Here is a 16,314-nt window from a genome sequence, read left to right as displayed (position 1 = left end):
TGTCCGGCCTTGTGTGGCTGGTTCTGACCGGTTCTGACCGTTTCCCGCCGTCTTAGTCCTCGATGACCGCCACGCGGGGCGCCAGTGCGCACATCAGCTCATAGCCGATGGTTCCGGCGGCGCCTGCCACCTCGTCGATGGGAATATGCCGCCCCCACAATTCCACCTTGCTGCCGAAGCCGGCATCAGGCAGCTCGGTCAGATCCACCGTGATCATGTCCATGGAAACCCGGCCCACAATACGGGTGCGCCTGCCGCCGACCATGACAGGCGTGCCAGCCGGCGCATGGCGCGGATAGCCGTCCGCGTATCCGCCGGCCACCACGCCGATAGTCATGTCCTTGTCGGCAACGAAGCGGCTGCCGTAGCCGACGGCATCGCCGGCCCGGATGCGCTGAACGCCGATGATCTCGCTTTCCAGCGTCATTGCGGGCTGCAGTCCGAACTGCTCCGCCGTTTTACCGCCCGGCGTGCCGCCATATAACATCACGCCCGGCCTTACCCAGTCCGCAGCAAGCTCGGGATGACCAAGCACCGCGGCGGAATTGGCGAGGCTGCGCCTGCCTTCCAGCCCGGAGCTGGCCGCATCGAAGCGACGGATCTGCTCGGCCACCGGCATGGCGGCATTGGCGGGATCGTCCGCATTGGCGAAGTGCATCATCAGCGTAATGCTGCGGACCGCGGGAATGGCTTGCAGACGCTGATAGGCATCGCGGTACTGATCCGGTTGGAAGCCCAGCCGGTTCATGCCGCTGTTCATCTTCAAATGCACGTCGACCTGCCTGTCGAGCCGAGCCTTTTCCAGCATGTCGATCTGTTCATGGCAGTGAATCGCAAATTCGATCTCGCGCGCCGCCAGTTCGGGCAGGTCGGATTCGTCAAAGAAGCCTTCGAGCAGCAACACCGGCTTTCTCCACCCCAAGTCGCGTAGGCGAAGAGCGCCGTCCACCTCGATCAGGGCCAGGCCATCGGCCGCATCGAAGGCCCGGCTGGCGCGCGCCAGGCCATGTCCGTAGGCATTGGCCTTGACTACCGCCCATACTTTGGAACGGGGCGCCGCGCGGCTGGCAACATTCAGATTGTGCCGCATTGCAGCAGCGTGGATTCGGGCGACGATGGGTCTTGGCATGGGGCTGAAACTATTTGCTGTGGGACATGTTTGCGAGGGTTTATTCTACTGGACGGCTACGGAACCATGCCTATCAAAACCCTGTCCGTCAGGATTTTCATGGTATAAAGCAAGCCGGAGACAGTAGAGAAACACGGGTACCCCTCAATATGCGGATGAATCGCGGTTTTTACACCATCATGGCAGCGCAGTTTTTTTCTTCGCTTGCCGACAATGCTCTCCTCATCGCGGCCATCGCACTGTTGACAGCCATGAAATCTCCGGCATGGATGACGCCGCTGCTCAAGCTGTTCTTCGTTCTCTCCTACGTTCTTCTTGCAGCCTTCGTCGGCGCCTTTGCGGACTCGCTTCCCAAGGGCCGCGTCATGTTCATTACCAACCTGATCAAGATCGCCGGCTGCAGCCTGATGTTCCTGGAAGTCCATCCTTTGTTTGCCTATGCGGTGGTCGGCTTCGGCGCGGCCGCATATTCGCCGGCGAAGTACGGCATTCTCACCGAATTGCTGCCGCCGGAGAAACTCGTGGCGGCCAACGGATGGATCGAGGGATTGACAGTCATCTCCATCATTCTCGGCACGGTGATGGGTGGCGCGCTGGTCAATGCGCAAATTTCAAGCGCGCTGCTTGCATTCGATTTTCCGCTATTTGATCTCGGCATCGATACCTCGGCCGAAGCGGCCTTGTCGGTCATCATGGTGACCTATGTATTGGCAGCCATCTTCAACCTGCGGATTCCGGATACCGGCGCGCGTTATCCTCACCAGGAACGCAATCCGGTCAAGCTGATCGCCGATTTCTCGAATTGCTTCACCACCCTGTGGCGGGACAAGCTGGGCCAGATTTCACTTGCCGTCACCACCCTGTTCTGGGGTGCGGGCGCGACGCTGCAATTCATCGTGCTCAAATGGGCGGAAAAGTCGCTCAACATGCCATTGGACAAGGCGGCGATCCTGCAAGGCATCTTTGCCGTCGGCGTGGCCGTAGGCGCGGCTGCGGCTGCCCGCTTTGTCCCCCTGAAAAAATCACTGACCGTCATGCCGCTGGGCGTGGCCATGGGCCTGATCGTATGCACGATGACGATGGTGCATACGGTATGGCTTGCCTATCCGCTGCTGGTGCTGGTGGGTGCGCTGTCGGGCTATTTTGTCGTGCCGATGAATGCCCTCCTGCAGCACCGCGGGCATGTGCTCCTGAGCGCGGGGCATTCCATCGCCGTGCAGAACTTCAACGAGAACCTTTCGGTCCTGACGATGCTCATGCTGTATGCGCTGATGGTCAAGCTCAATCTCGATATCAATATCGTCATCATCATGTTTGGCGTGTTCGTTTCCGGGACCATGATGCTGGCCATGCGCAAGCATGCGGCCAATCAGCGCGAACGCGATTCGCTGTCGCTGATCGGCGAACACAAGCATTGATTGCAAGCCGCGGCAGGAATTTAATGAAGGATTCGATAACCGGCGCGTTGAAGCGCTGAGGAGTCATCCTGCATGCCGGATGCGTACCTCGGCGCGGCTGCGCCAGTCGTCCGGAACGATGAACCCGCGGTCCGATTCAAGCAGGAAATCCTGCCCACCCTCTTCCAGCAAGGCGATCAATACCGGAGCGTCGTTCTCCTGAAAATGCCGCTGGAGCTGCCGTGTCAGTTCCTCATGGCTGAGTGCCGCCGGACGCGGCAGCTTCGCCGGCGCGAGCCAGCCAAGCCGTGGAAGCACGGCATAATGCCGCGCCGATAATTGCCGGACCTCCTGCAGAGCGCACCAGAATCCCTTGCAGTGTCCATGGGAAATGCCCTGAGGCTGCGCCGGCAGCGGCGTTTCGCCATGATAGAACAGCCACCCCTTGATCAGCGCCTGCGCCAGGTTGACCGGTTGCGGCAGATGCGCCAGCGCGGCGGGATGCTGCGACAGCATCAATTGCTGATCCATGATCTTCCGGATCTTCGCGCCCAGCGTGTCGGCCAGATTCGGACCGACATAGTAATCCGCCTGCCTCCCATGGCCGCCGGATTCCAGCAGATAAAGCTTGGTGGCGAATTCCCAGTGCACCAGGGCATCGCCCTGCCTCAGCAGAAAGTCGAACTCGCCGATGGTCTGGTTTTTTCCTGCACGCACCTGCACGCCATGCGCGACCAGCCACCGGCGATGCTGCAGATAGAACGCCATGAGCTGCTCCGCATAGCGGCCCAGGCGCTTGTGAGGATGAACTTCCAGTGAAGCTTGCAGTGCGGCGGGCAGGCTATCGAGCTCGTCCAGCCATGCACGCGTCATTTCGTCAACGGGCTCCAGGCTGGCAACCCGGCCCTGCCATTCTTCCGCCCTGGGGTCGAGCAGGTCGGGCGCGTCGAGCAGCCAGGCCAGCGTACGTACATGCGGATTGTTGAGATGACTCCATCTCTCATGGAATCGGACTTGATAGCGGTGCCGGTGCCGGTGCGGGTCGGTCGGCCCAACTGGCTCAATTGGCCCAGTTGGTTCAGTCGGCACCAGCATAAGTGGCCATGGCCAGGCTGAGATCTTCCCAGGATTTGCGCTTGTCCGCCATGTTGCGCAGCAGATAGGCAGGATGGTAGGTCACGACCAGCGGCCGGCCGGCATAGCGATGGATCTTTCCGCGCAGGCGCGATACCGGCGTATCGGGATCCAGGCCGAGCAATGCAAGCGCGGCAGTCTTGCCGAGCGCCACCAGCATGGTGGGCTGGATGAGTTCGATCTGCCGCTCCAGATAGGGCAGGCAAGCCGCAACCTCATCGGCCGTCGGCGGCCGGTCGCGGCCATTGTCATCGGTAGGACGGCATTTGACGATATTGGCGATGTAGGCATTCTCGCCCCTGCGCAGTCCCATGGCGATCAGCATGTTGTCGAGCAGCTTGCCGGCTTGGCCGACGAAAGGCTCCCCCTGCAAATCCTCATTGCGGCCCGGTCCTTCGCCGATGAAAAGCCAGCGCGCTTTCTCGTCGCCGACACCGAATACTGTTCGGGTACGGCCGCGGCACAGATCGCATTTAACGCATCCGGCGACATTGGCCTTGAGCGTGGCCCAGTCCATCAAAGCCACTTCGGGCTGCGGCGGCGCGCTCGGATGCACCGGCAGGCCAGCCTCCTCGACTGGCATGGCAACCTGCGCCGAACGCTGCGCGCCAGCCTCCCGGCCCGGCATGGCCGTACCGTCGTCCGGCGCCGCCAATGCGTCTTCCGGTCCGGACGGCGCGTGGCGCTGCGTCCACAACGGTCCGAGATCCATCTCTTCAAGAAAAGCCTTGCGGCGATTCGAATTTGCGGTCATAGATGAAACCTCATCACGATGGCGTCCTCGCGCGTGCCGTTGGCGGCGGGATAATATCCCTTGCGCTTGCCGATCTCGGCAAAGCCGTAACGCCGGTACACCTCCAGCGCGCGCTGGTTGGACGGCCTGACCTCAAGCAGCACCGAGGACATGGCCTTCTCTCTTGAGAGTGCGACGATGCGGTCGAGTTGCATGCGGCCCACGCCGTGTCCGTGCAGGTCGGGGCGTACACTGATGTTGAGCAGGTGAGCTTCGTCGACCGCAAGCATCACCAGGAAATAGCCGGCCAGCAGACCGGACGCTTCGCGCAAGGTCCAGCTTTCGTAACCGCTGTAGAGGGAATCGAGAAAGTTGCCGCGCGTCCAGGGATGCGGATATACGTCGTTTTCGATGGCAAGCACATCCGAGAGATCTTCGACCCGCATGGGCGCGAAGCGCAGGGAGTCCGGTGCGGGCGATTCGGCGACGACTCTGTAGACGGCATTCATGCCGCCGCCTTTGCCAGACGTTCGGACGTGGTCAGGGCAACCTTGTTGCGCAGGTAGATCGGCTGGGCTTCGCGTGCATGGATGCTGCGGCCTGCAAGCAACTCCTCCAGAGCAAGCGTGGCTACCTGGGCGGCATGCGGAACAATGTCCGGACAGATGGCGAATTCCTTGCCTGCAAAGGCGGGGGCATAGGCGATCAGGCCATTGCCGCAGGCGGTCGCCCTTGCCGATGCCGTCACGGCCGAAGCGGCGGCGAGCGCGGGTCCGGCTACCGTGTGCCAGCCATTGTCGAATCGATATTCCGCCCAGTACACCTCTTCCATGCGGGCGTCGAGCGCAACCAGAACCTCGTCGGCACCGCAGCGTTCACGGCAGGCCTGCGCCATGGCTTGCAGGGTCACGACAGGAACCAGCGGTAGATCCGCCCCGAAAGCCAGGCCCTGCGCCACGCCGCATGCGGTACGAACGCCGGTGAAGGAGCCGGGACCGGCGCCGAATGCAATGGCATCGCATTGCGAAAGCGGCACGCCTGCCTCGGCCAGCAGCTGCTGAACCATGGGCAACACGGACTGGGAGTGGGTCTGCACGCCGGAACTGTCGCGTGCGAGAAGCCGGCCATTGTGCAGCAAGGCGGCGGAAGCGAGATCGGAGGATGTTTCGATGGCAAGAATGGTACGCATGCCGTTATTTTACCGTGCCGGTATGCTTCTTCGGGCCAAATAGCTAAAGCTTGGCATGACTTTGCCGTTACCGATGAAAATGACAGGAGAGGCTTATGGAAGTGACGGACATCGCGAGGCTTGCGACAACGATGGCATCGACCGCCACGGCGGACGCGGTAAATGTCGCCGTTCTGAAAAAGGCAATGGACATGCAAGCCAGTAATGCGACGGCGCTGCTGCAGGCGCTGCCCCCGGTAACGCCGGCTGCGAATCTGCCTCCCCACCTTGGACAGAATGTCAATACGACTGCCTGAGCAATACTGCTGCCCGGGTTGATCGAGCCAGTTGAGTGACTGCATCGTCTGCTGATTCTGCTTCACCGAGCGGCAGGCAGGTCCTTGCCTTACAATAAGGCTCCCGTCGACTTGCCACGCTGCTTTCACCTTCATGTCCTGGACCGGCTTTACCCTTGATGAGAACAATCGCGCCCAACTGGCCCAATGGCTGGAAAATGACACCTGGGTGATTGCCTGCCTCTGCGCTGCGTGGTGCGGCACTTGCGATTCCTATCGCGCCAGCTTTGAACAGCTTGCCGCATTGCATCCTGACAAGCATTTCGCCTGGATAGACATCGAAGACCAGGCCGATTTCATTGGCGATATCGATGTCGACAACTTCCCGACGCTACTGATCCAGCGCGGCGGCAATGTTGCCTTTTTCGGCACGGTGTTGCCTGACATGAAGATTGCAGACCGGCTGATCGCGGCACAGGCCGAGAAAAGCGGTGAGCAGTTGCAGATGGAAGCCGACTTGTCCAAAGAGCGACGCGAATGGCAGCGCATCTGCAACCTGCGCGTGCTATTGGACAACGCAGACGCTGCCTGAAATCAAGCTGCCTGGCTTATTGCTTCGGCCCGAAAGATGGTTCATTTTTCGGACCGGACCTATAGCTTGAGCGGCAGGCTGCGCAGTCGCCGGCCGGTCAGCTTGAATACCGCATTGGCGACGGCGGGCGCGATCGGCGGCGTACCGGGTTCGCCCACGCCTTCCGGCGGCGCGGCGCTTTTCATCACGATGGTATGGACTTCCGGGGCCTGATTCATTCTCAGTACCGGATAGTCGTGGAAATTCTGCTGCTGCACCCTGCCGTTCTTGATCGTCACTTCCCCGAACAGGGCGGCGCTCAGCCCGAACACGATCCCCGACTCCATCTGCTGCGCAATGATGTTGGGATTGACGGCGAGGCCGCAATCGATGGCGCAAGTCACCTTGTGCACCCGGATGTCATTGCCTTCCATGGAGACTTCCGCCACCTGCGCCACGATGGATCCGAATGAAGCATGCAGCGCCACGCCGTGCGCCCTGCCCGGTCCCGGCTTGCCGGCCTGCGCCACCGCCGCATCCAGTACCGCCAGATGGTATGGATGCCGCTGCAGCAGGCCGCGGCGGAATTCCACTTCATCCTTGCCGGCGGCATGTGCCAGTTCATCGATGAAGCTTTCCTTGAAAAACGCATTGTGCGAATGACCGACCGAACGCCAGTATCCGAGCGGGACAGGCGTTGGCACGGTCACATGCGCAATGCTTTGATGGCTGAACTCGTAGGGCATGTCGAATGCGCCTTCAGCCGTGGTCTTGTCGGGCCCCACGCCCTCGTAGCCGATCGTACGTGCGAGCACTTGATGCGTGATCGCCCCGGAGGCCAGCTTGTTTCGATAGCTCACCACACTGCCGGCCTTGTCCAGCACCGCAGTGAAACGCGCCAGCGCGGCAGGCCGGTACATGTCATGCGCCATGTCGTCCTCGCGGCTCCATATCACCTGCACCGGCACGCCGTTTGCCTGCGCGGCAATCGAGACCGCCTGGGCAATCATGTCGGTCTCCAGCCGTCGGCCGAAGCCGCCGCCGATGTAAGTCACGTTCAGCTCCACCTTCTCGACGGATGTTTTGGCGATGCTGGCGGCGACATTGATGGCCAGGCTGGGCACTTGCGTGGGGACCCAGAGAATGACCTTGCCTTCCTTGACAAGCGCTGTGCAATTGACCGGTTCCATGGTTGCATGCGCCAGGAATGGCGCCCGGTATTCCGCCTGCACGGTCTTGACGCCCGTCTTCATCGGATCAGGCGTCCCCGCTTCGTGATATACGTAGCCGGATTCCGCATCGATGCGCTGCTCCAGTTCCCGGAACACGCTTTGCGTTGATAAAGCCTCGTGCGGACCGGCATCCCAGTCGATCATCAAAGCCATCGCCGCCTGCTTCGCCTGCCAGTAAGTCCTGGCCAGCACGGCCAGCCCTGCCATGCCGGGCGCGGCGCCGGAAAAATTGATCACATCCAGCACGCCGGGCATGGCCTTGGCCGCGTCGGTTCTTGCGCTGCGCATGGATCCGCCGATGGCCGGCGCCATTCTGACTGCGGCATACACCATCCCCTCGGGACGGACATCCATGCCGAACGCAGCGGAGCCATTGACCTTGGCCGCGGAATCGCGGCGCGGCTGTGCGGTACCGATCAGCCTGAATTGATTGGGGCGCTTGAGCCTTACCGCGGCGGGCCTTGAGTTCAGCGCCTTCTCTGCCAGGTCGGCATAAGCAGCGCGCCTGCCGCCGGCATGGATGACCGCGCCGTTCTCGGTACGGCATGTCTGGGCATCGACATTCCACTCCGCGGCGGCGGCGGCCACCAGCATTGCGCGCGCCGCGGCGCCCGCCTCGCGCATCGGCATCCATGCATCCTTCACAGAGGTCGAACCACCGGTGATCATCAGGCCGAGTTCGCGCGCAGCCTTGCCGGTGAACCAGCGCGCGGTCTCCTTGAAGGTTCCGGCTCCATCCGGATGAAACGGCAGGCTGTCGGTCAAGACTGCCATGTTCCCGAAAATGCGATCGACCGGAGCCTGCTCGATCCTTACCTGTTCCAGCGGCACATCAAGTTCTTCCGCGACCAGCATCGGCAAGGCGGTGAACACGCCCTGCCCCATCTCGCACTGCGGCATGGCGACAGTGACCGTGCCGTCGCGCGCCATCCGGATCCAGCCATTGAGCATCACTTCGCCTGCTTTTGCGGGCAAGGGATTGGACATATGGAGGCGCTGCCGGGGCGGCATCACTCCCCAGCCGACAATGAGGGCGCCGGCCACACCCAGTCCGCCGAGCAGGAAGCGGCGGCGCGACTTCTTTTTTGATTCGGTGGATCGCATGTCTCATCCGTATTTTGTTTTGCGGTCTTTATGGCATGCTACGCCATTCGCCGGCTTGACAGGGCTCTCTCGTTCCGAGACATCACTCTATAAGAACATTTCAAGAAAGAGATTAACGCCATGACCGAGAATTTCTTCCAGTCGTTCATCATTCTCTTGCTTGTCACTGATCCGTTCGGCAACGTGCCCCTGTTTGCAAGCGCCCTGGCTCATGTGCCGCCGGAACGGCGGGGCAAGGTCATTGTCCGGGAATGCCTGATCGCGTTCCTGCTTCTGCTGGTCTTCATGTTCTTCGGGAGGCATTTTCTCAACGCCTTGCAGCTCACCGATATCGCACTGCGGATCGGCGGCGGCGTCATCCTGTTCTTGATCGCACTGCGCATGGTATTCCCGCAGCCCGGAGGCGTGCTGGGCGATGGCGGTGAAACCGGCGAGCCATTCATTGTGCCGCTGGCCATTCCGGCGCTGGCAGGGCCTTCCGCGCTGGTGACGGTCCTGCTCTTTTCCTCCAGTACCACCATGGAAATGATGCTGCATACGGGTGTTCTGCTGTCCGTCGCCGCCATCTGGCTGGTGGTATTGCTGAGCGCGGAACGCATGCAGCGGGTGCTTGGCCCTCGCGTCATGACGGCGTTCGAACGCTTGATGGGGTTGATACTCACGGCCATGGCGGTCGAGATGCTGCTTGCCGGTATCCGCGCCTATGTGAAGTCGCTTTGAAGACTCTGGTATCGCTTTAAAGGCTTAGACGCAGCCAGTCCGCGAACTCCCGGTCGGAGCACTGCCCGGCTTCCAGCCTGTGCATCATCTGCCGCTGTGCTTCATTCGGAGCGGTGATGTTCCAGCCGTTCTGCAGCAGGAAGAGCTCCATGGCGAGCAGGCCTGCCTGGGCATTCGACCGGGGAAACGGCGCATACTCCAGCATGCCGCGCATGTATGCCACCGCGATGTCTGCAATATCGGCGGCGCCTGCGGCTGCCACGGTCAGCGGATGCAGCAATGCCGCCTCCAGCTTGCCGCGATCATGCGCCGCCGGCTCCGCGTACGCATCCGCGTACGCGAGCAGCAAGGCATCGGCTTCGATCGAGCGCAGATTCATATCACCCCCTTGGCCTGATAGCTTGCCTGCATGGTGGCGCGCTGTATTGAGGGCGCTTAAGCGCTTTCGGAATTTGGCCGCATGCCGCATGCCGCATGCCGAGGAGACAGCGGAGCGTCCCTTACAAGGTCTTGTAAAAGTAGAAGAGCGTCAGCAGCATGCCCACCGTGATGATGAAGCGACGTAGCCACAGCGCGGGAATCCGGCGGGCGATGGTCGCGCCCCAGTAACCGCCCAGCGTTGCCGTGGCCAGCATGATCAGGGTATAAGGCCAGTTGACGGCGCCTGCTGCGACAAACGTCAGTACCGTCACGCTGTAGATAATGGCCGACAGCAGATTCTTGATGGCGTTGATCTCGTGAACGTCGTCGTGTCCGGCCATGGCGAGACTGGCCAGCATCAGGATGCCCATGCCTGCACCGAAAAAGCCTCCATAGACCGATACCACCGCCTGCCCGGCCAGCGAAGTCGGACTGTTGCCGGGCTTGCCGGACTCCGGACCGCGCAGCCATGATGAAATTTTCCCGGAGAAGGCGAAGAGGATCGTGGCAAACAGCAGCAACCAGGGAATGAGCTTGGAAAAGGTTGCGTCCTGGGTGGCCAGCAGCAGCAACCCGCCGCCGATGCCGCCGATGAAGGAGACGATTCCCATGGGAATCAGGTAACGCTTGTAGCGTGACAGTTCCTTGCGATAAGCCCATGCGCCCGACAGGCTTGCCGGCCACAGCGCCACCGAATTGCTGGCGTTTGCCGCGACCGGCGGCACGCCGACAGCCAGCAAGGCGGGAAAGGAAAAAAAGGTGCCGCCGCCAGCCACCGAATTCATCGCGCCCGCACAAAAAGCCGCAATACCTACGAGAGCGATTTGCCAGCCTGTCATTGATATGATCTCCATGATGTTGTTTGGTGAAGCGGAGAAATGCCTTGGGAACGGACCACTTTCCACTACTCAATGCATTCTCGGCATGCATGAGTATATTAAATATAATTAAGCAAAGGCCGAACGAATAATCACTTTATTATTGCGTTTTAATATCAAATCTCCTATCTTCCCGGCATGGATCAGTTCAAGCAAATTTCGACCTTTGTGGATGTCGCCGCCAAGGGCAGTCTTTCCGCAGCGGCACGGGCGGAAGGGATTGCGCCTGCGATGATTGGGCGCAGGCTGGACGCGTTGGAAGAACGGCTTGGCGTCAAGCTGCTCCAGCGCAGCACCCGCAAGATTGCACTCACCAACGAAGGAATTGCCTTTCTCGAAGATTGCCAGAAGATCCTTGCCGATCTTGAAAATGCGGAGTCCGCGGTATCCGAACGCAGCGCAAGGGCCAGCGGCCATCTGCTGATTTCCGCGCCTGCCGGTTTCGGCCGCCAGCATGTTGCTCCGCTGCTCCCCTCGTTCCTCGCGGAGCATCGTGATGTGGCGGTGACACTGAATCTCAATGACCGGGTAGTGGATCTGATTGGGGAAGGCATTGATGTTGCCATCCGCATCGCGGCATTGTCGGACTCGAACCTGATCGGCGTCAAACTCGCCGACAACAAGCGCGTTGTCGTGGCCTCGCCCGCTTATCTGAAGCGTCATGGAATGCCCATGTCGCTGGATGATCTTGCCAAGCACAACTGTCTTGCCATGAGCAGCGAGGGTAGCCAGCGCGGCTGGACCTTTCGTCAAAACGGCAAGAATGTCACCTTGAAGGTAGTCGGAAACATGGTGTGCAATGACGGTGCGGTCCTGCATGAATGGGCGCTGTCAGGCAAGGGGCTGGCGTGGCGGTCGATGTGGGAAGTGGGGAGCGCGATCGAGGCCGGCCAGCTTGTCACGGTACTCGACGAATTTGCCGCGCCGGGCAATGACATCTATGCAGTATTTGCACAGCGGCGCCATCTTCCGCTGCGCATTCGGGCGTTTGTCGATTTCCTGCGGCATGCTTATGCCGCGCCCGATTACTGGCGGAAGTCAATGACGGATAACGCAAATTGAGCTTACTCTCGGAAGATACGGTGCAGGACAGGAACATCGCTCCGGATCAATGATAAGGGTATCGACGAATGGCGCACCCAGAAAAAAACCCCGGCATGCCGGGGTTTTTCATTGCGCTTGGATCAGCTGGCTATTACAGCGGCTGGATCGCGGAAGCCTGCTTGCCCTTCGGGCCAGTCGTGACTTCGAAAGAAACGCGCTGGTTTTCCTTGAGCGATTTGAAGCCATTGGACTGGATCGCGGAGAAGTGCGCGAACAGATCTTCGCCGCCTTCGTCCGGAGTGATGAAACCAAAGCCTTTAGCGTCGTTGAACCACTTAACAGTACCTGTTGCCATTACTTACATTCCTATCAGTTAAATTGGGCTTGCGCCCGGGTCGATCCTTTGAAGCAAGAAAGAAATGACAGACAAATACTGCACTACTAGTTCAAACTTCAATCGGTCGTGGCATTGTAACCGATATGATGGGCATGGATGAATAAATTTTAGTTTTTTCCCATCTCCGCCATGCGGGCTCCGAGAGAGGTTTTTCATAGGAAAAAGATGCATTTCAGCATCGATGGTCTAGGCATGAATGCTGCATCGGGCATCGCATCAAATTGACTCGGAGCTGCTGATTCATGTCTATTCATACCTCGCCGTCGACAAGAAGCGGCGGACGAAAAATGTCGCCCTCTTCCATGGCGCGGCGTCCGCACACAAAAATATCCAAGGCCGAGCTGCACGAGACGCTGAATGAAACCTTCGGTATCGAAGAACTGCGTCCAGGACAGAAGGAAGTGATCGACAACGTGCTGCATCGCTGCCATACCCTGGCGATCATGCCTACCGGAGCAGGCAAATCGTTGTGCTACCAACTGCCGGCACTGAAGATGCCGGGGATGACCCTGGTCGTCTCGCCTCTTATCTCGCTGATGAAGGATCAGGCCTCCAAGCTGGAAAATGCCGGCGTTGGCGCAGCCGAGGTCAACAGCACCTTGAGCACGCGTGAAGAAGCATCCATTCTCGAAAGCATCAAGCAGGCGGATCACGAATTTGTGTTCGTCACGCCCGAGCGGCTCTCCGATCCCGATTTCATCGATACCATCTCTCATAACAAGATCAGCCTGTTCGTCATTGATGAAGCCCATTGCATTTCACAGTGGGGGCATGATTTCCGCCCGGCCTTTCTGAACCTTGGCGCAGCCATCAAGGCATTGGGAAATCCGACCGTGCTGGCACTGACGGCAACCGCGACGCAGGAAGTCGTGGATGACATCGTCAAGCAACTCGATCTTGATGACATGCATGTCATAAATACCGGCATATACCGGTCAAATCTTCACTATCGGTCCATTGCGGTGACCGACGACGCGGAGAAGCTGAGTCAGATCATCCGTCTGGCGCGAGAGGAGCAAGGCGCGGGCATCATCTACGCGGCGACGGTGAAGGCGGTCGAAGAAGTGCATGAAGCGCTGCAGGCGGCCGGCGAAAGCGTCACCTACTATCATGGCCAACTGTCAGCCAAAGTGCGTTCGCAGAACCAGGATGCGTTCATGAATGGAGAAAGCCGCATCATGGTCGCTACCAACGCATTCGGCATGGGCATTGACAAGGCGGACATCCGGTTCGTGGTTCACTTTCAGATACCGGGCAACCTGGAGGCGTATTACCAGGAGTCGGGACGCGCGGGGCGCGACGGCGAACCGGCAGATTGCATACTGCTCTACCATGCGAAGGACAAGCAGGTGCAGCAGTTCTTCCTGGCCCGGCGTTATCCGGGCGTTGACGATCTGAGTTCGGTTTATTCGGTCTTGCAATCCTTGACGGCCAATGGCGGCTTCGTCTCCTTCGCGCGTCTGCATGAAGAGCTGGAAGAGCTGTCGGATACGCGCCTGCAGGTTTCGCTCAAACTGCTCAGGGATGGTGAACTGATGGAGCAGAACGAGGAACTGGCCTACCGTGTTACCGGCATCCGTGCGAAGTCCAAAGATTTGGCAAGGCTGGTGGAAACCTACCGCGACAAGAGTGCGAGGGATCATGAAGCACTGGAACGCATGGTGTTTTATGCGCAGACCGGATTCTGCCGCTGGAAGGTGCTGATTGATTACTTCGCGGAGCAGGCCGACTGGTCGCGCTGCGGCAGTTGCGACAATTGCCGGCAGCCTCCGGAGCAGGCGCTGAGTCCGGAACACGTACGCGACCATGCGCCGCCCCCGCTGCACGACGACAAGGATCCGTTACCGGATGTCGGTACGGCCGTACGCGTTCCCAAATACGGAGAAGGCCGCGTGGTTTCATCGGCCGGCGACAAGGTGACCATCGTTTTCCCCGATCGGCAGACCAAGACCTTTCTGAGGGATTATGTCAAGGCTGCCTGAGCAGTTGCTGCAGGACGCACAACGTCATGCGTCGCCATAGTGGCGCCGTATGTCGCCGTATGTAATGCCAATGCAGGTGGCTGCTGCTCTTGCTTGCCCGGCTCCATCTTCACCATTACCTTCTCGGGCACGGTAATAAGGCTTTCCTTCTGCAGTTCACCCATTCACTGCAGAAGGAAAATTCGGGACGGCTCTATGGAAAGGCTTTCTCTTTACCGGTGCTTTGTTCCCGCTAATGCAGAAGCCGAAATCTTATTCTGCTGTTGAAAAAATCATATTCACATTGAGGTTTATCAAGACTTGTGCAGGCACTTAAGCCAACCAAGTTTCTCCAATGGCCGTGTACTTGCTTACAACTATATTTTCTTGAGAGGAACCGACATGAAATATTCAGTATTGCTCGCGGCGCTCGTAGCCACGCTGACCCTGGGTGCTTGCGACAAGAAAGATGGCGGCACTGCTGGCGCTGGTGCTGGCAGCACCAGCAGCAGCACTGGGGCAGCCGGCAGCACCGGCGCCACCGGCGGAACAACAGGCAGCACTGGTGCGGCAGGCAGCACCGGTAGCACTGATAGCAGCGCTGGCGCTACAACACCTGGCGCAGCCGGAAGCACCGGAAGCACTGCCGGCGGCACCACTGGCGCAACGCCGGGTGGTACGGGCAGCACAGGCAGCGATGCATCGAGCGCAGGCGCTGCTGGCGGCGCAGGAAGTACCGGCGGCTCCGCAGGCGGAGCATCGAGCACTCCGGGCAGCAGCGGCGGCACAACCGGTACGACCGGCAGCGCAGGTAGCACTGGCAGCGATACCAGCTCCAGCAGCGCAGGCAGCACCGGCGGAAGCGCTGGCAGCACAACTGGTGGCACTACCGGTTCCACAGGCAGCACGACTTCGCCTTCCGGCGGCAGTGCAGGCAGCACCGGCGGCACCACAGGCGGCGCATCGAAATAAACGCAACCGCCATACCGGCCAAGGCCGTGCCCGGCACATACCGGCGCACGGCTTTTTCATTTCGCTTTCATCTGCGCCGATCGCCATGCGCCGCCGCTTCCAGAAGGCATACCATCTTTGAATCTTTTCAGGATCGGTAGCGCGCCTGGTTGTCTGGCTCCTTGATTTCAGAGCTGAACCGGCTGTACGAACAATTCACCGCGCAGCATGGGCTTGACCAGTATCTTGTAAGTATCGACATCAAATGCCCGCCTGGCCGGGCGCTTGACAGGCTTCGCCCCCTTGGCGTGATCAATCGAGCCGAGATAGGCCCAGTGGTCCACCACATGGGTCTGCTTCCAGCCGTCGCATTCCTCGACAATACCCATGGCACCTTCATAAGGCCAGATCATGACGCGCATTTCATTCAGCGCAGCCTTGAGGCGCCGGTAATGTTCCTGCGCCGTCTCGACACCAACGCAGGCGCCAAGGCAGCGCGATATCTGGTGGGCAAAGCAGGCCCTGCCCCGCATGGATGCTTCCAGTCCGGTCAACGCAGGACACAGCATCTGCATCTCGACGATTTCGCGCAGCTTCTCCTGCGCGGCCCTGCGCGTGGCGAACAAGCCGTAGAGGTCGGTCGTGCAGGCAAAATCGAGATCGCGCGCATACACCACTTCGGGCATCGACTTCACATGGGCTCCAAGGCGCAATGAACACATCTCGCGCGTGCGTCGCAGCTTCTTGTTATGCAGCGGCTGCATTTCCTTGATCAGGCGCGACTCCAGCAGCAACGCGCCGATATCGCCCGCCGTGCGCTGGAATTCGACATAACTGCTCTGCTGCAGCATGCGCGCTTCCTCGGGCGTACGCAGATGGGACAGCACGCGCGTGCGGATATTGATGCTTTTGCCGATGTAAAGAGGCCGGTCGTTTTCATCTCGAAAGATGTAGATGCCGGGCTTCGACGGCAGAGCATCCAGACTGGCGCGATCAATGTGATGCGGATATTCGAAGGCATCGGCGGGATTCGGCTTGATCAGCAGGCCGAGAGAGGTGACATGGGGTTGCATAGGACACAAGACTCTTTAAAAAAATATAAAGACAGATCAATCACATGACAAATTTGACTAAGCTGTCTCCACGTTATACTGTATATTTATACAGTATAAATTGATG

At 59.8% G+C, this 16,314-nt stretch carries 18 protein-coding genes; 7 read left to right on the top strand and 11 right to left on the bottom strand.

Annotated features, from left to right (window positions below; all coding sequences use genetic code 11):
- Window positions 1–52: 52 nt before the first annotated feature.
- Window positions 53–1,129 (bottom strand): alanine racemase, encoded by a 1,077-nt coding sequence (gene alr, locus FH061_RS13905; protein WP_151636423.1) that lies wholly within the window; start codon window positions 1,127–1,129, stop codon window positions 53–55.
- Window positions 1,130–1,284: 155 nt separating this feature from the next.
- On the opposite strand from alr, the gene lplT reads away from it, so the two are divergent.
- Window positions 1,285–2,547, top strand: coding sequence for a lysophospholipid transporter LplT (gene lplT / locus FH061_RS13900; protein WP_151636422.1), 1,263 nt, complete (start codon window positions 1,285–1,287; stop codon window positions 2,545–2,547).
- A 63-nt stretch (window positions 2,548–2,610) separates the two neighbouring features.
- On the opposite strand, the gene FH061_RS13895 is transcribed toward lplT, so the two are convergent.
- Genes FH061_RS13895 through tsaB form a run of 4 tightly spaced genes read right to left on the bottom strand, consistent with a single transcriptional unit; the run spans window position 2,611 to window position 5,582 of the window.
- Entirely contained in the window at window positions 2,611–3,621 is a 1,011-nt protein-coding gene (locus tag FH061_RS13895) for a DUF1853 family protein (RefSeq protein ID WP_151636421.1), read from the bottom strand.
- A complete protein-coding gene (locus tag FH061_RS13890; protein WP_225984662.1) occupies window positions 3,605–4,414 on the bottom strand; it encodes a uracil-DNA glycosylase in 810 nt (269 codons plus the stop codon). The genes FH061_RS13895 and FH061_RS13890 overlap by 17 nt, the downstream gene beginning before the upstream one ends.
- Window positions 4,411–4,902, bottom strand: a complete 492-nt coding sequence (gene rimI, locus FH061_RS13885) for a ribosomal protein S18-alanine N-acetyltransferase (protein ID WP_151636420.1) — start codon at window positions 4,900–4,902, stop codon at window positions 4,411–4,413. Before rimI ends, FH061_RS13890 begins: the two co-directional genes overlap by 4 nt.
- Window positions 4,899–5,582: a tRNA (adenosine(37)-N6)-threonylcarbamoyltransferase complex dimerization subunit type 1 TsaB gene (tsaB, locus tag FH061_RS13880; RefSeq protein ID WP_151636419.1), complete on the bottom strand. Its 684-nt coding sequence runs from the start codon at window positions 5,580–5,582 to the stop codon at window positions 4,899–4,901. Before tsaB ends, rimI begins: the two co-directional genes overlap by 4 nt.
- Window positions 5,583–5,677: 95 nt before the next feature.
- Here tsaB and FH061_RS13875 point away from each other — a divergent pair, with 95 nt between their 5' ends.
- The gene (locus FH061_RS13875; protein WP_151636418.1) at window positions 5,678–5,878 is read left to right on the top strand and encodes a YjfB family protein; all 201 of its coding nucleotides are present in this window, start codon (window positions 5,678–5,680) and stop codon (window positions 5,876–5,878) included.
- A 133-nt stretch (window positions 5,879–6,011) separates the two neighbouring features.
- Window positions 6,012–6,449, top strand: coding sequence for a thioredoxin family protein (locus tag FH061_RS13870; RefSeq protein ID WP_151636417.1), 438 nt, complete (start codon window positions 6,012–6,014; stop codon window positions 6,447–6,449).
- A gap of 59 nt (window positions 6,450–6,508) precedes the next feature.
- Here FH061_RS13870 and FH061_RS13865 read toward each other — a convergent pair whose 3' ends face one another.
- Window positions 6,509–8,764, bottom strand: a complete 2,256-nt coding sequence (locus FH061_RS13865; RefSeq protein ID WP_151636416.1) for a xanthine dehydrogenase family protein molybdopterin-binding subunit — start codon at window positions 8,762–8,764, stop codon at window positions 6,509–6,511.
- Window positions 8,765–8,884: 120 nt separating this feature from the next.
- Between FH061_RS13865 and FH061_RS13860 the strand changes: the two genes are divergently transcribed.
- Entirely contained in the window at window positions 8,885–9,484 is a 600-nt protein-coding gene (locus tag FH061_RS13860; RefSeq protein WP_151636415.1) for a MarC family protein, read from the top strand.
- A 16-nt stretch (window positions 9,485–9,500) separates the two neighbouring features.
- On the opposite strand, the gene FH061_RS13855 is transcribed toward FH061_RS13860, so the two are convergent.
- A complete protein-coding gene (locus FH061_RS13855) occupies window positions 9,501–9,863 on the bottom strand; it encodes a hypothetical protein (protein ID WP_151636414.1) in 363 nt (120 codons plus the stop codon).
- A 121-nt stretch (window positions 9,864–9,984) separates the two neighbouring features.
- On the bottom strand, window positions 9,985–10,743 hold the full coding sequence (locus FH061_RS13850; protein ID WP_151636413.1) for a sulfite exporter TauE/SafE family protein: 759 nt from the start codon (window positions 10,741–10,743) through the stop codon (window positions 9,985–9,987).
- Window positions 10,744–10,920: 177 nt separating this feature from the next.
- Between FH061_RS13850 and FH061_RS13845 the strand changes: the two genes are divergently transcribed.
- Complete coding sequence (locus FH061_RS13845; RefSeq protein WP_151636412.1) at window positions 10,921–11,844, top strand: LysR family transcriptional regulator; 924 nt, start codon at window positions 10,921–10,923, stop codon at window positions 11,842–11,844.
- Window positions 11,845–11,977: 133 nt separating this feature from the next.
- On the opposite strand, the gene FH061_RS13840 is transcribed toward FH061_RS13845, so the two are convergent.
- The gene (locus FH061_RS13840) at window positions 11,978–12,181 is read right to left on the bottom strand and encodes a cold-shock protein (protein WP_088707577.1); all 204 of its coding nucleotides are present in this window, start codon (window positions 12,179–12,181) and stop codon (window positions 11,978–11,980) included.
- A 284-nt stretch (window positions 12,182–12,465) separates the two neighbouring features.
- Between FH061_RS13840 and FH061_RS13835 the strand changes: the two genes are divergently transcribed.
- On the top strand, window positions 12,466–14,205 hold the full coding sequence (locus tag FH061_RS13835; protein ID WP_225984661.1) for a RecQ family ATP-dependent DNA helicase: 1,740 nt from the start codon (window positions 12,466–12,468) through the stop codon (window positions 14,203–14,205).
- Here FH061_RS13835 and FH061_RS13830 read toward each other — a convergent pair.
- Window positions 14,187–14,369 (bottom strand): hypothetical protein, encoded by a 183-nt coding sequence (locus FH061_RS13830; protein ID WP_151636411.1) that lies wholly within the window; start codon window positions 14,367–14,369, stop codon window positions 14,187–14,189. The genes FH061_RS13835 and FH061_RS13830 overlap by 19 nt on opposite strands.
- Before the next feature lie 266 nt (window positions 14,370–14,635).
- Between FH061_RS13830 and FH061_RS13825 the strand changes: the two genes are divergently transcribed.
- Window positions 14,636–15,277: a hypothetical protein gene (locus tag FH061_RS13825; RefSeq protein WP_151636410.1), complete on the top strand. Its 642-nt coding sequence runs from the start codon at window positions 14,636–14,638 to the stop codon at window positions 15,275–15,277.
- A gap of 46 nt (window positions 15,278–15,323) precedes the next feature.
- On the opposite strand, the gene FH061_RS13820 is transcribed toward FH061_RS13825, so the two are convergent.
- A complete protein-coding gene (locus FH061_RS13820) occupies window positions 15,324–16,208 on the bottom strand; it encodes a GIY-YIG nuclease family protein (RefSeq protein WP_151636409.1) in 885 nt (294 codons plus the stop codon).
- Window positions 16,209–16,314 lie beyond the last annotated feature (106 nt).

The organism is Noviherbaspirillum aerium (assembly GCF_008929045.1).
Classification (GTDB): domain Bacteria; phylum Pseudomonadota; class Gammaproteobacteria; order Burkholderiales; family Burkholderiaceae_D; genus Noviherbaspirillum; species Noviherbaspirillum aerium.
Note: the sequence above shows the minus strand (reverse complement) of the source record. Positions and strands in the feature narration are given on the sequence as shown.